General features: G+C 72.5%; 14 protein-coding genes. 11 read left to right on the forward strand and 3 right to left on the reverse strand.

What is annotated here, in order from left to right:
• Positions 1-69: 69 nt before the first annotated feature.
• Positions 70-627: a DoxX family protein gene (locus OG509_RS05800; RefSeq protein WP_403739759.1), complete on the reverse strand. Its 558-nt coding sequence runs from the start codon at positions 625-627 to the stop codon at positions 70-72.
• A 133-nt stretch (positions 628-760) separates the two neighbouring features.
• Between OG509_RS05800 and OG509_RS05805 the strand changes: the two genes are divergently transcribed.
• The 3 genes from OG509_RS05805 to OG509_RS05815 all read left to right on the forward strand — a co-directional run bounded on the left by OG509_RS05805 (position 761) and on the right by OG509_RS05815 (position 2,985).
• Positions 761-1,225, forward strand: coding sequence for a MarR family winged helix-turn-helix transcriptional regulator (locus tag OG509_RS05805; RefSeq protein ID WP_406180679.1), 465 nt, complete (start codon positions 761-763; stop codon positions 1,223-1,225).
• Positions 1,226-1,287: 62 nt separating this feature from the next.
• Complete coding sequence (locus tag OG509_RS05810) at positions 1,288-1,611, forward strand: YkvA family protein (protein WP_385577126.1); 324 nt, start codon at positions 1,288-1,290, stop codon at positions 1,609-1,611.
• 90 nt (positions 1,612-1,701) lie between these two features.
• Entirely contained in the window at positions 1,702-2,985 is a 1,284-nt protein-coding gene (locus OG509_RS05815) for an SUKH-4 family immunity protein (protein WP_406180681.1), read from the forward strand.
• Positions 2,986-3,015: 30 nt separating this feature from the next.
• Here the strand turns inward: OG509_RS05815 and OG509_RS05820 are convergent, their stop codons facing one another.
• Positions 3,016-3,651 carry an alpha-ketoglutarate-dependent dioxygenase AlkB gene (locus OG509_RS05820; protein ID WP_406180683.1) on the reverse strand — a complete coding sequence of 212 codons (636 nt, stop codon included), beginning with the start codon at positions 3,649-3,651 and terminating at the stop codon, positions 3,016-3,018.
• A gap of 359 nt (positions 3,652-4,010) precedes the next feature.
• Between OG509_RS05820 and OG509_RS05825 the strand changes: the two genes are divergently transcribed.
• From OG509_RS05825 to OG509_RS05850, 6 genes are all read left to right on the forward strand, one after another.
• Complete coding sequence (locus tag OG509_RS05825; protein WP_406180685.1) at positions 4,011-5,978, forward strand: APC family permease; 1,968 nt, start codon at positions 4,011-4,013, stop codon at positions 5,976-5,978.
• A gap of 92 nt (positions 5,979-6,070) precedes the next feature.
• Positions 6,071-6,631, forward strand: a complete 561-nt coding sequence (locus OG509_RS05830; protein ID WP_406180687.1) for a universal stress protein — start codon at positions 6,071-6,073, stop codon at positions 6,629-6,631.
• A 99-nt stretch (positions 6,632-6,730) separates the two neighbouring features.
• Entirely contained in the window at positions 6,731-8,578 is a 1,848-nt protein-coding gene (locus tag OG509_RS05835) for a glycoside hydrolase family 15 protein (RefSeq protein ID WP_406180689.1), read from the forward strand.
• 61 nt (positions 8,579-8,639) lie between these two features.
• Entirely contained in the window at positions 8,640-9,644 is a 1,005-nt protein-coding gene (dhaK, locus tag OG509_RS05840) for a dihydroxyacetone kinase subunit DhaK (RefSeq protein ID WP_406180691.1), read from the forward strand.
• Between the two features lie 55 nt (positions 9,645-9,699).
• Complete coding sequence (gene dhaL, locus OG509_RS05845) at positions 9,700-10,311, forward strand: dihydroxyacetone kinase subunit DhaL (protein ID WP_406180692.1); 612 nt, start codon at positions 9,700-9,702, stop codon at positions 10,309-10,311.
• Positions 10,308-10,712 (forward strand): PTS-dependent dihydroxyacetone kinase phosphotransferase subunit DhaM, encoded by a 405-nt coding sequence (locus OG509_RS05850; protein ID WP_406180694.1) that lies wholly within the window; start codon positions 10,308-10,310, stop codon positions 10,710-10,712. The genes dhaL and OG509_RS05850 overlap by 4 nt, the downstream gene beginning before the upstream one ends.
• Before the next feature lie 57 nt (positions 10,713-10,769).
• Here OG509_RS05850 and OG509_RS05855 read toward each other — a convergent pair whose 3' ends face one another.
• Complete coding sequence (locus OG509_RS05855; protein ID WP_406180696.1) at positions 10,770-11,204, reverse strand: RNA-binding S4 domain-containing protein; 435 nt, start codon at positions 11,202-11,204, stop codon at positions 10,770-10,772.
• A 134-nt stretch (positions 11,205-11,338) separates the two neighbouring features.
• On the opposite strand from OG509_RS05855, the gene OG509_RS05860 reads away from it, so the two are divergent.
• Together OG509_RS05860 and modA are read left to right on the forward strand one after the other, a co-directional pair.
• Positions 11,339-11,734 (forward strand): molybdopterin-binding protein, encoded by a 396-nt coding sequence (locus tag OG509_RS05860; protein WP_053692665.1) that lies wholly within the window; start codon positions 11,339-11,341, stop codon positions 11,732-11,734.
• Between the two features lie 112 nt (positions 11,735-11,846).
• Complete coding sequence (gene modA, locus OG509_RS05865) at positions 11,847-12,668, forward strand: molybdate ABC transporter substrate-binding protein (RefSeq protein WP_406180698.1); 822 nt, start codon at positions 11,847-11,849, stop codon at positions 12,666-12,668.
• Positions 12,669-12,678 lie beyond the last annotated feature (10 nt).

A 12,678-nucleotide genomic window follows, 5' to 3' on the forward strand; every position in this document is an offset into this window, starting at 1 on the left:
TGTGCGCTGTTCCCCCCAATGCCCGGGTCCAATCAATCCGGGACCCGGGCACCCTGCGGAGCGCGATGGTCAGTTGCGTACGAGGAGCAGCGCGCCCGCGATGACCACGGCGAGGGCGACGGCGAGGAGGCCGTGGGCCAGGCGGTGGCTGCGCAGTACGGGCAGGAAGCGGTCGGCGGCGTACTTGCCGGGTCCGGTCAGGGCCACGGCGGCCGCGGCGACGGTCAGGAGCAGCTCGTACTCGATGCCCTTGGGGGCGAAGAACGCGCCGGCGCCGTGGACGGCGATCGCGTTGATCATGGTGCCGACGACGGCGGCCCCGGCGAGCGGGGTGAGCAGCCCGAGGACGAGGCCGAGGCCGCCGAGGGTCTCGGTCAGGCCGGCGACGACGGCCATGGCGTCGCCCGCGGGGTAGCCGCTGGCGGTGAAGAACTGGCCGGTGCCGCTGATGCCGCCGCCGCCGAACCAGCCGAAGAGCTTCTGGACGCCGTGGCCGGCCATGGTGAGTCCGAGGACGACGCGCAGGAGGAGCAGGCCGGCGTCGTGGGCGGAGGTGGAGAGGGCGAGCGGGACGGCCGGTACGGCTGCGGCCTGCGGCTTCGTTGCGGTGACGGAGGGGCTGGTCATGGGGGGGGATCCTTCCGGTCGGGCGGTCCGGGCGGGGACGGGGTTGCAGTGGAGCAGGGTTGTTCAAATTCGAACCGCCAGCCCCGACCCTAGCGAGTGATTCAAATTGGAACAACCCGTGTAGGCTGGGCGCATGGCTGAAACGAGATGGCTGGACGAGCGCGAGATGCGCGCCTGGAGCGGCTTCCTGGCCGCGTCCGCCTTGGTGAACCGCCGCCTCGACCAGCAGCTCAAGGACGACTCCGGCCTCTCGCACCCGCAGTACGAGATACTCGTACGACTCGCCGCGGCTCCGGACGGCGAGCTGCGGATGACAGAACTGGCCAATGGCCTGATCAATTCGAAAAGCGGGCTGACCTACCAGGTCACCCAGCTGGAGAAGGCGGGACTGGTCCGCCGCCGCAGCTGCCCCTCCGACGTGCGCGGGGTCTTCGCCGTCCTCACGGACGCCGGCCGGGCCCGCCTGGAGGACGCCGCGCCGGGGCACGTGGCGGCGGTCCGGGAGTCGCTGATCGACGTGCTCACGCCCGCGCAGCTCGAAGCGCTGGCGGACGGGCTGGGCGAGGTCAGCCGCCGACTGCGCGAGCACGGCGGTTGACGGGCGGCGGATAGTGGACGGCAGGGCGCGGATGGCGCGGCCGGACGGGGTATAGGGGTGACATGGACGCAACGGTCTGGCTGACGATCGCCGCGCTCGTCGCCCTCGGTCTGGCGATCGCGGCCGGTGTGCTCCTCGTACGGGTCTTCGCGGCGCGGCGGCTCCTGCTCGACGCCGGGATCCCGCTGCGCGACAAGGCGCTGTTCTGGGTCGCGGTGATCTACACCGTCTCACCGGTGGACCTGATCCCGGACCCGGTGTACCTCGACGACATCGGCGTACTGCTGCTGGCGCTGCGCTCCCTGCACGCGGCGGCCGCGGCGGTGCGGCCGGGCGCGACGGCGGCCTCGAAGCCCGCCGCGGCGAAGGAGCCGGACCCCGCGTAGCGGCGGACCCCCACGGGCCGCGGAGGGCCATCACGGGCCCAACATCCCCTGGGTCGGGGACTGTCAGTGGCCTCCGGCACCATGGTCGGCATGCCTCGCGAAGATCTTGACGCCCTGTTCCCCTCCCCCGCCGCCCCGCTGGAGGCCGGAGCCGCCCGGATACGGGAGTGGCCCGACCCCGAGGTGGGGGACGGGATCGCCCGTGAGGTCTTCAGCCAGGCCGAGGCCGTGTTCGGGTACGCGGAGGTGTCGCGGGCGGAGTTCGGCTCGTGGCTCCACTTCGCCGCGAAGGTGCTGGGGCACGACGCGTACGCGGAGCGGATAGCCGCGGCCGAGCCCGGCATGCCGTGGCGGACCGTATGGGCCTGGTGGCGGCCGGTCGGGGCCTTCCGGGCCGAGCCGAACCTCAGCGGGGACGCCTCGGCGGTGGTCTTCGACGGGCCGGACGGCCGGAGCCTGCTGAAGGTCTGGTCGCTGTGGACCGAGGAACGCTGGTTCGATCTGGCCTCCGGCGCGCCCCACCCGGCGCCCGCCGCCGGGGAGTTCACCCGGCGCACGGCGGAGCCCGAGGAGGCGGAGCCGTTCCTCTTCGACCCGGACGAGGAGGCCTGGGCCCTGCACTGCCCCGGCACCTGGGAGGACCCGGTACCCCTCGGCGGGGGCCGCTTCCTGCTCGCCGAGGCCCGCGGGATCGTGGTGGTGGAGCGCAACGGGGCGGCGTCCGCGACCGGTTGGCCCGCCGGCGGCGCCGACACCTCCTCGTGGGACGAGGGCGCGAGCAATCCGTGGTTCGCCAGCCCGGAGCCGGGCGAGACCCCGCTGGACGCGGCCCGCGTGGAAGCGGTGTTCGGCGCCGACCGTACGGTCCGCGTACCGGATGCGCGGCTGCCCGCGGAACTGACCCACCTCCCGACCCGGGAGCTGATCAGCACCGTGGGCCTGCCGCGCCACTGGGCGGCGGGCGTGACCTCGTTCGAGCTCGCCTGGTCCGAGGACGGGCCCGGGGAGCCGGAGTCCGAGGACCACTTCGCAGGCCTCCTGTACCTGGGGACGTTCGAGCTGGGCTACGCCGACGAGGGCCATGTGCTCCTCCACCCGGAGACCGGCGCGGTGTCCCTGGTCCGCGAGGGCGAGGGGCCGTTCCCCTTCGCCCGGGACACGGAGACGTTCGTACGCCTCCTGGAGGCCGTGCGCCGCTTCATGGGGGCGTGCTGGGACCCGTATCCCGAGGAGAACGGCTACGGCTCCTTCCTCTTCGAGGTGGGGAAGCTGGAGCCTGAGGTCCTGGAGTCCGACGATCCCGAAGAGCCCGGCGCCGCGGTCTGGGAGCACATCTTCGCGTCCATCACGGAGCTGAGCGTCTACGGGTACTGAGCGGGGCCCCGAAGACGAGGGACCCCGGCTTCAGCGGACGCCGCGGGGGCGGTACTGGATGCTGATGCGCGGGCCGACGGCGCGGGTGGACTTGGGGATGGCGTGCTCCATCGTGCGCTGGCAGGAGCCGCCCATCACCACGAGGTCGCCGTGCCCCAGGGGCAGGCGCAGCAGGGTGGATCCCCCGTCGCGGGGGCGCATGACGAGGTCGCGGGGGTCGCCGACCGAGAGGATCGCGACCATCGTGTCCTCGGTGGCGGACCGGCCGGTGCGGTCCCCGTGCCAGGCGACGCTGTCGCGCCCGTCGCGGTAGAGGCAGAGCCCGGCGGTGGCGAAGGGCTCCCCCAGCTCGGCGGCGTAGTGCCCGGTCAGCGCGGAGCCGGCCTCGGTGAGCACCGGGTGCGGCAGCGGTTCGCCCTCGTCGTAGAAGGCGAGCAGGCGGGGTACGTCGACCTCGCGCTCGTACATCTGGCGGCGCTCGGCGCGCCACGGCACGTCCTCGGCAAGGTGCTCGAACAGCGTGTCGGCGCCCGAGAGCCAGCCGGGCAGGTGGTCGACCCAGGCCCCGGCGCCGAGCCCGGTCCGGCGCAGCCCCGAGAGGGGGCCGAGGCGGATCTCGTCGCCCTGGTCGAAGAGGGAGCCCTGGAGGCCGGGGATCGTACGCACGGATCCATCATATCGCGCCACTCGAACATTCGATCGATTCATGGCCCACGGGCGCCCGCTCCCCCGGAATCGGGCCGTCAAGGTATCGCTAGAGAGGCGTTAAGGAGCCGTCAAGACCGGTGGGGGTCGCGGGCTCGGACGGCAGTCCACGCAGGGCCGTGGTACGGCACGTCTACGCAGGTGGGAGGCGGGTTCGGGGTGGAGTACGGGGCTCCGCCCAACCGGAGCAATCCCCCGAGCGGCACCGTCAAGGGCCCGTCAGCATGAGAACGCGCGCGTGCACGAATGATCGAGTTCCGTACGCTTGCCCAGCCGTCGCACCGATGGCCGGATCCAAGCCGTACGAAGGAGCACCCGCGATGGCCACCCCCACCCAGCCGAGCCGCCTGAGGGCATGGCTCCTGGAAGGCCTGACCGACCAGACCAGACACCGTTCGGGCCATCGGCCGGTGGAGGAGCCGGACGGGAGCCCGGCGGCCGAGGCCGCCGACCACGGGCGGCCGTGGTGGCGCGTGATGTGCCTGACCGGTCTCGACTACTTCTCCACCCTCGGCTACCAGCCGGGCATCGCGGCCCTCGCGGCCGGCCTGCTGTCACCGCTGGCGACGATCGTGCTGGTGGTGCTGACCCTGCTGGGGGCGCTGCCGGTCTACCGCCGCGTCGCGGAGGAGAGCCCGCACGGCGAGGGGTCCATCGCGATGCTGGAACGGCTGCTGTCGTTCTGGAAGGGCAAGCTGTTCGTCCTGACCCTGCTGGGCTTCGCGGCCACCGACTTCCTGATCACGATCACCCTGTCGGCGGCCGACGCGACCGCGCACCTGGTGGAGAACCCGCATCTGACGAGCACGCTCAACGGCCATCAGGTCCTGATCACCCTGATCATGATCGCCCTGCTGGGCGCGGTGTTCCTCAAGGGGTTCAGCGAGGCCATCGGGGTGGCCGTGGTCCTGGTCTTCTCGTACCTCGCGCTGAACGTCGTCGTCATCGCGGTCGGCCTGTGGCAGGTCGCCAGTGAACCGCACGTCATCACCGACTGGAAGGAAGCCCTCACCGCCGAGCACGGCAACGTGTTCATGATGATCGCCATCGCGCTCGTGGTCTTCCCGAAGCTGGCGCTGGGTCTGTCCGGGTTCGAGACCGGCGTCGCGGTCATGCCGCACGTCCAGGGCTCCCCGCAGGACACGGAGGAGAAGCCCGCGGGCCGGATCCGCGGCACGAAGAAGCTGCTCACCACCGCCGCCGTGATCATGAGCGTGTTCCTCATCACCAGCAGCTTCGTCACCACCCTGCTGATCCCGCCCGCAGCGTTCCAGCCCGGCGGCGAGGCCAACGGCCGCGCCCTGGCCTACCTGGCCCACGAGTACCTGGGCTCCGCGTTCGGCACGGTCTACGACATCTCGACCATCCTCATCCTGTGGTTCGCGGGCTCCTCGGCCATGGCCGGCCTGCTCAACCTGATGCCGCGCTACCTGCCCCGCTACGGCATGGCCCCGCACTGGGCCCGCGCCCTGCGCCCGATGGTCATCGTGTTCACCCTGATCGCCTTCCTGGTGACGTGGATCTTCGACGCCGACGTCGACGCCCAGGGCGGCGCGTACGCCACCGGTGTCCTCGTCCTGATCACCTCGGCGGCCGTCGCCGTGACCATCGCCGCCCGCCGGGCCGGGGAGCGCGGCTGGGCGATCGGCTTCGGCGTGATCTCCGCCGTCTTCGTCTACACCACCGCGGTCAACGTGGCCGAGCGCCCCGACGGCGTGAAGATCGGTGCCTGCTTCATCGCCGGCATCATGGCCCTCTCCCTGCTCTCCCGCCTCGCCCGGGTCTTCGAGCTGCGCGTCACGCACGTGGAGTTCGACGACATGGCACGGCGGTTCATCCGCGACACCGCCAACCGCACGATCCGTTTCATCGCCAACGAGCCCGACAACCGGGACCTCGACGAGTACCGGCTGAAGAAGGCGCAGATCCGCGCGGACAACGACATCCCGGCCGAGGACGACGTCATGTTCGTCGAGGTCACCGTCCTGGACGCGTCGGAGTTCGAATCCGGCATGCGGGTGCGCGGTGAAGTCCTGCACGGCCGCTACCGCGTCCTGACCCTGGAGAGCTCCAGCATCCCCAACGCGCTCGCCGCCCTCCTCCTCCACGTACGCGACGAGACCGGCCAGCGGCCGCACATCTACTTCGAGTGGACCGAGGGCAACCCGATGGCCAACTTCTTCCGCTTCTTCCTCTTCGGGCAGGGCGAGGTCGCCCCCGTCACCCGCGAGGTCATCCGCGAGGCGGAACCGGACCGCAACCGCCGCCCCCACATCCACGCCGGCTGACGGCGAGCGGTATCAGCAACCCGTCATGGTTCGCGGCCTCCCCGTCAGGAAGCCGTCAGCGGACCACCCGTATCCGCCCGCCCGGCGCTTGCATGGGAGCCGGCAGCAGACCGGACGAGGGGTGGACGGTGGACGCAGTGCGGCACAGAGTCGTGGTCGGTGTGAGCGGGAGCTCGGGCAGCCTGACGGCCCTGCACCGGGCCGCCGCCGAGGCCCGGGCGCGGGGCGCGGAGCTGTGGGTGGTCCTGGCCTGGCAGGCGCCGGGCGGGGACATCGGCAGCCGCGGGCCGGGCGGGGTCCCGGTGCTGGCCGCCGCCAAGGCCGCGGCCGTGGAGCGGCTGCGGCTCGCCCTCGACACCGCGTTCGGCCCGGTCGGACCGGGCGTGACCCTCGCGGGCCACGCCGTACGGGCCACGGCCGGCGCGGCCCTCGTCGACGCGGTGGGCGGCCCCGAGGACCTGCTGGTCGTGGGGACGGGCGGGCGGGGGGCCGTACGCCGCCTGCTGCGGCCCTCGGTGGCCCGCCACTGCCTGGCGCACGCGCCCTGCCCGGTACTGACCGTGCCGCCGTCCCCGCTCCAGGCCGAACTCGACGCCGTCCACCGGCGGAACGTCTGGCGGCTCCCGCTGGACACGCGCGAACTCGCGGAGTGACTCGCCGAGTGACGCACGGCTAGCCGGTCCGGCCGGGCGCGATCCGGGCACCGTACGTACCGTGGGAGGGCAGGGCAGCCACTCACCACCGGAGTCGCCATGAGTGCCTATCCCCCGATCGCGGACCACGGTCTGATCGGCGATCTCCAGACGGTCGCGCTGGTCTCCAGCGCCGGGACCGTCGACTGGTGGTGCACGCCTCGGTTCGACTCGCCCAGCATCTTCGGATCCCTGCTGGACCAGGCCGAGGGCGGCCACTGCCACCTCGCGGTCGATCTCGACCAGGTCCCCGACGTGACGGTCAAACAGCTGTACCTGGCCGACACGGCCACGCTGCTGACCCGCTTCATGACCCCGGACGGCGTCGGGGAGGTAGCGGACTACATGGTCCCCGACCCGTCCCCCGAGGCCACGGACCGGCATCGGCTGCACCGGACCGTACGCGTGGTGCGGGGCACTCTGCCCTTCACCCTGGAGGTCCGGCCCCGGTTCGACTACGGCCGGGCCCCGCACACCCTGAAGCTCCTGGACGAAAGTACGGCCTTGATGCAGGGCCCGGGAACCGACCTGTTCGTCCAGACGAGCGCCCCGATCACCCTCACCCCGGACGGGCAGGACGCCGTCGCGCGCTTCACCCTCGCGGCGGGCGAAGTGGCCGCCGTCGTCCTGACGGCCGACGCCACCGGCGGCCCGCGCCCCGATCCCCTGAACCGCGAGCGCGCCCTGGCGGACTTCGACCGGTGCCGGGGCTTCTGGCACGACTGGCTGCACGCGTCCACCTACCGGGGCCGCTGGCAGGGGATGGTGAACCGGTCCGCCATCACCCTGAAGCTGCTCACGTACGCCCCCACCGGCGCGCCGATCGCCGCCGCGACCATGGGACTGCCCGAGCAGATCGGCGGGGAGCGCAACTGGGACTACCGCTACACCTGGATCCGCGACGGCTCCCTGACGGTGCGCGCGCTCACCAAACTCGGTTTCACCGAGGAGGCCATCGCCTTCCGCCACTGGGTCCGCGACCGCTTCGAGGCCGGCGGCACGGCCGCCGGTTACCCCCTCCAGATCATGTACCGCGTCGACGGAGACCCCCGTATGCCCGAGGAGGTCCTCGGGCACTGGGAGGGGTACCGGGGTTCGGCACCCGTCCGGGCCGGCAACGCCGCCGCCGACCAGGTGCAGCTCGACATCTACGGCGAGGCCGCCTACGCGTTCGGCGAGGGCAACGACATGGGTGCGCTGCGCGGCTGGAGGGCGTTCACGACGCTCATGGACTGGTTCTGCGACCGCTGGAACGTTCCGGACGAGGGAATCTGGGAGACCCGCGGGGGCCGCCAGGACTTCACCTACAGCCGCCTGATGTCGTGGGTCGCGTTCGACCGGGCGATCCGCCTCGCCCAGACGCACTCGCGGCCCGCGGACATCGCGCGCTGGACGGCGGCCCGCGACGCGATCTTCCTGCAGATCGGGGAGCGCGGCTGGAGCACCGAGCGGCAGGCCTTCGTCCAGAACTACGCCTCGGACGTCCTCGACGCGTCGCTGCTGCTCATGCCCAAGGTGGGTTTCATCTCGTCCACCGACCCTTCCTGGCTGTCCACGCTCGACGCGATGGACCGGGACCTCGTCAGTGACAGCCTGGTCTACCGCTACGACCCGGCTGCCTCGCCCGACGGGCTGCGCGGCTCGGAGGGCACGTTCAACCTGTGCAGCTTCCTGTACGTCGAGGCGCTGGCCCGGGCCGGCCGGATCGTCCAGGCACGGTACGCGTTCGACAAGATGCTCACGTACGCCAACCACGTCGGCCTGTTCGCCGAGGAGATCGGGGCCTCCGGCGAGCAGCTGGGCAACTTCCCGCAGGCGTTCACACACCTGGCGCTCATCGACGCCGCGTTGGCGCTCGACGAGGAACTGGACCGCCGGTCGGCATGGGCCCGCCGTCCGACTGGGTAGGGGAGCGAAGGCGCTGTCCCCCTCCCCCCCCGCCATTTGCCGGCCTCATCAGGAGATACCCATGCGGATGCTGATCAACAGTCCCGAGACCGTCGTCGCCGATGCGCTGCGGGGGATGGCGGCCGCGCATCCCGAGCTGGAGGTCGACGTGGAGCGGCGGGTCGTCGTACGGCGGGACGCCCGGGCCGGGGGCCGGGTGGGGCTGGTGTCCGGCGGCGGGTCGGGGCACGAGCCGCTGCACGCCGGGTTCGTGGGGTACGGGATGCTGTCGGCCGCGTGCCCCGGGGAGGTGTTCACCTCGCCGGTGCCCGACCAGGTGCTGCGGGCGGCCGCTGCCGTGGACTCCGGGCAGGGGGTGCTGTTCGTCGTCAAGAACTACACCGGGGACGTGCTGAACTTCGAGATGGCCGCCGAACTCGCCGAGGAGGACGGCCTGCCGGTGGAGCGCGTGCTGGTCAACGACGACGTGGCCGTCACCGACAGTCTGTACACGGCGGGGCGGCGCGGCACCGGGGCCACGCTGTTCGTCGAGAAGATCGCCGGTGCGGCCGCCGAGGAGGGCGCCCCGCTGGAGCGGGTCGCGGAGCTCGCCCGGCGGGTCAACGCCTCCTCGCGGAGCTTCGGGGTGGCGCTCAGCGCGTGCACGACGCCGGCGAAAGGCAGCCCGACGTTCGACCTGCCCGACGGGGAGCTGGAGTTGGGGATCGGCATCCACGGCGAGCCGGGCCGCGAGCGGCGGGCCATGATGCCGGCCCGGGAGATCGCGGAGCTCGCGGTGGGAGCCGTACTGGAGGAGCTCGGGGAGGTGGCTCCGGCGGACGGGCCGGTACTGGCGCTGGTCAACGGCATGGGGGCGACGCCGCTGCTGGAGCTGTACGGGTTCCACGCGGAGGTGGCGCGGGTGCTGGCGGAGCGCCGAGTGCCGGTGGCGCGGACGCTGGTCGGAAACTACGTCACGTCCCTGGACATGGCGGGGTGTTCGGTGACGCTGTGCCGCGCAGACGAGGAGCTGCTGCGGTTGTGGGACGCGCCCGTCCGGACTCCGGCCCTGCGGTGGGGCTGCTGAGAAGGTGGGCGGGCACGGTGCGGACAGGGTTGTGTACACGGGTGAGGAGACGGAATTGCGTGACGCGGAATTCTTCCGGCGTTGGATGACGGCCGCCGGGGCCGTGGTAGAGCGCGAGGCGGACCGGCTGACCGAGCTCGACTCCCCCATCGGGGACGCCGACCACGGGAGCAATCTGCTGCGCGGCTTCACGGCGGTACGGGCGGCCCTCGCTGAGGATCCCGCCGCGAGTCCGGGGGCAGTGCTGGTGCTGGCGGGGCGGACCTTGATCTCGACGGTCGGCGGGGCCTCGGGCCCGTTGTACGGGACGCTGCTGCGGCGCACGGGCAAGGAGCTCGGGGAGGCCGCCGAGGTCTCCGACGAAGCTCTGCGCAAGGCTCTGTACGCGGGAGTGGGCGCGGTGGCGCAGCTCGGCGGGGCGGCGCCGGGCGACAAGACGATGCTGGACGCGCTGGTGCCGGGGGTGGCGGCGCTCAGCACCTCGTACCGGGTGGCCGCGGACGCGGCGGAGAACGGGGCCCAGGCGACGGTGCCGATGCTGGCCCGCAAGGGGCGGGCCAGCTACCTCGGTGAGCGGAGCATCGGCCACCAGGACCCCGGGGCGACCTCGGCGGCCCTGCTGCTGGGGGCTCTCGCGGACACGGCGGACACGGCGGACGCCGTATGAGCGGGCCGACGGTCGGGATCGTGCTGGTGTCGCACAGCGCGGTGGTCGCGCAATCCGTGGCGGACCTGGCGCGGGGCCTGGCGGCGGGCGGCCCGGTCGTCCCGGTGGCCGCGGCGGGCGGCACCGCGGACGGCGGCCTGGGTACGGACGCGGACCGCATCGCGGCGGCCGCGCACGAGGTGGACCGGGGCGCGGGGGTCGCGCTCCTGGCGGACCTGGGCAGCTCGGTCCTGACGGTCAAGGCGCTGCTGGTGGAGGACGAACTCCCGCCGGGGTCCCGGCTGCTGGACGCCCCGTTCCTGGAGGGGGCGGTGGCCGCGGTGGTGGCGGCCTCCGCGGGCGCCCCCTTGGACGCGGTGGCGGCGGCGGCCGAGGAGGCCTACACGTACCGCAAGGTCTGACCCGCGGGCCGGGGCGTCCCTTTTCGGATCGCGCCGGCCCGGCTCGGCCCGGTCCGGTCAGCGGCCGCGGGCGCGGAGGGATTCGATTTCGCGGCGGTCCCGCTTCGTGGGGCGGCCCGTGCCGCGGTCGCGGACGCCGACCACCTCGGCCTCGATGCGCGTCGGCGCCGGCGGGCTGTTGTCGACGAAGCATTCCGCGGCCACCGGCGCGCCCACCCGCTTCGTCACCGGCCGCTTCACCACCACGATGCGCTCGCGCCCCGCGTGGAACAGCCGTACCTCGTCCCCCGCCCGCACCATCTGCGCCGGCTTCGCGCGCTCCCCGTTGACCTTCACGTGGCCCGCCCGGCAGGCGGTCGCCGCGACCGAGCGGGTCTTCGTCAGGCGGACCGACCAGATCCAGGCGTCCACCCGGGCGGATCCCGTGGTTCCCGTTCCCGTAGCCGTTCCCGTTGCCGTTCCCGCGCCCGTTCCCGTTGCTTCATCAGCCATGCCGAAACCTTAGCCAGCCGGCCCGCCCCGAGCGGAATGCATATTGGCGGAATCGCCAAGAGGCGTGGCATCTGCCATGTGTATCAGCCCAAGGGAATTGCAAATGCGGGATACGTGCCCCTACCTTGTCGCTCATGCAGTCCTACACCATCGGACAGGCGGCGCGCCTGCTGGGCGTCAGCCCGGACACCGCCCGCCGCTGGGCCGACGCCGGCCGTGTCGCGACCCACCGCGACGACGCCGGACGGCGACTGATCGACGGCCGCGACCTGGCCGCCTTCTCCGTGGCGGTGGGCCAGGGCGCCCACGCCGAGGACGAGGAGCCGTACACCTCGGCCCGCAACGCGTTCCCCGGCATCGTCACCGCCGTCAAGCTCGGAGACGTGGCCGCCCAGGTCGAGATCCAGGCAGGTCCCCACCGCCTGGTCTCCCTGCTCACCCGTGAGGCCGTCGAGGAACTCGGACTGGAGGTCGGCATGCAGGCCACCGCCCGCGTGAAGTCCACCAGCGTGCACATCGACCGCACCTGACCCTCCAGCACCAGCGCACGTTCTCACCCGCTCCGCCCGTCACCGGCGCGGGTCACCACCACGCGGAACCGGCACCAGGCCGGCCGCCGACCCGACCGAGGAGCACCAGCTCATGTCCCCGAGCCTGAATCGCCGCAGTGCCTTCACCGCCGCGCTGACCGCCGCCCTCCTCGTACCCGCGCTGGCCGCCTGCGGCAGCAGCGACAAGAAGGATTCCGGCGCCGCGGCCTCCCCCTCGGCCAACGCCTCCGCCTCCGCCGAGCCCAAGGCCGCGAGCCTCACCGTCCTCGCCGCGTCCTCCCTCACCGACGTCTTCAAGACCGCGGGCGCCGCGTACGAGAAGGCGCACCCCGGCACGAAGGTCACCTTCTCCTTCGCCGGCTCCCAGGAGCTCGCCGCCCAGGTGAAGCAGGGCGCCCCGGCCGACGCGCTGGTCACCGCCGACACCAAGACCATGGACGGGCTGAAGGCCGAGACCAACGACCCGGCGATCATCGCCAAGAACCGCCTGGTCATCGCGGCCGGCAAGGGCAACCCGTTCAAGGTCGACGAGCTGAAGGACCTGGCCGACAGCAAGCTCAAGGTCGTGCTCGCCGCGCCCGAGGTCCCGGTCGGCCGCTACGGCAAGCAGATCCTCGACGCCCAGAAGATCGAGGTGAAGCCGGTCTCCCAGGAGCCCAACGTGCGCGCCGTGCTGAGCAAGGTCGAGCTCGGCGAGGCCGACGCCGGCCTCGTCTACAAGACCGACACCATCAAGTCCGGTGACAAGGTCTCCGTCGTGGACATCCCGGACGCCGAGAACGCCGTGGCCTCCTACCCGGCCGCCACCCTGAAGGCGTCCAAGAACGCCGAGGCCGCCGCCGCGTTCGTGGCCTGGCTGAGCACCCCCGAGGCGCAGAAGATCCTCCAGGACGCGGGCTTCCAGAAGGCGTAACCGGCGCCGC

This window comes from Streptomyces sp. NBC_01006, assembly GCF_045162725.1.
In the GTDB taxonomy this organism is placed as follows: Bacteria; Actinomycetota; Actinomycetes; order Streptomycetales; family Streptomycetaceae; genus Streptomyces.

Excerpts from the sequence above, each read along its gene's own strand:
- OG509_RS05800 (WP_403739759.1), bottom strand. The coding sequence starts at position 627 with ATGACCAGCCCCTCCGTCACCGCAACGAAGCCGCAGGCCGCAGCCGTA.
- OG509_RS05805 (WP_406180679.1), top strand. The coding sequence starts at position 761 with ATGGCTGAAACGAGATGGCTGGACGAGCGCGAGATGCGCGCCTGGAGC.
- OG509_RS05810 (WP_385577126.1), top strand. The coding sequence starts at position 1,288 with ATGGACGCAACGGTCTGGCTGACGATCGCCGCGCTCGTCGCCCTCGGT.
- OG509_RS05815 (WP_406180681.1), top strand. The coding sequence starts at position 1,702 with ATGCCTCGCGAAGATCTTGACGCCCTGTTCCCCTCCCCCGCCGCCCCG.
- OG509_RS05825 (WP_406180685.1), top strand. The coding sequence starts at position 4,011 with ATGGCCACCCCCACCCAGCCGAGCCGCCTGAGGGCATGGCTCCTGGAA.
- OG509_RS05830 (WP_406180687.1), top strand. The coding sequence starts at position 6,071 with ATGGGAGCCGGCAGCAGACCGGACGAGGGGTGGACGGTGGACGCAGTG.
- OG509_RS05835 (WP_406180689.1), top strand. The coding sequence starts at position 6,731 with ATGAGTGCCTATCCCCCGATCGCGGACCACGGTCTGATCGGCGATCTC.
- dhaK (WP_406180691.1), top strand. The coding sequence starts at position 8,640 with ATGCGGATGCTGATCAACAGTCCCGAGACCGTCGTCGCCGATGCGCTG.
- OG509_RS05850 (WP_406180694.1), top strand. The coding sequence starts at position 10,308 with ATGAGCGGGCCGACGGTCGGGATCGTGCTGGTGTCGCACAGCGCGGTG.
- OG509_RS05855 (WP_406180696.1), bottom strand. The coding sequence starts at position 11,204 with ATGGCTGATGAAGCAACGGGAACGGGCGCGGGAACGGCAACGGGAACG.
- OG509_RS05860 (WP_053692665.1), top strand. The coding sequence starts at position 11,339 with ATGCAGTCCTACACCATCGGACAGGCGGCGCGCCTGCTGGGCGTCAGC.
- modA (WP_406180698.1), top strand. The coding sequence starts at position 11,847 with ATGTCCCCGAGCCTGAATCGCCGCAGTGCCTTCACCGCCGCGCTGACC.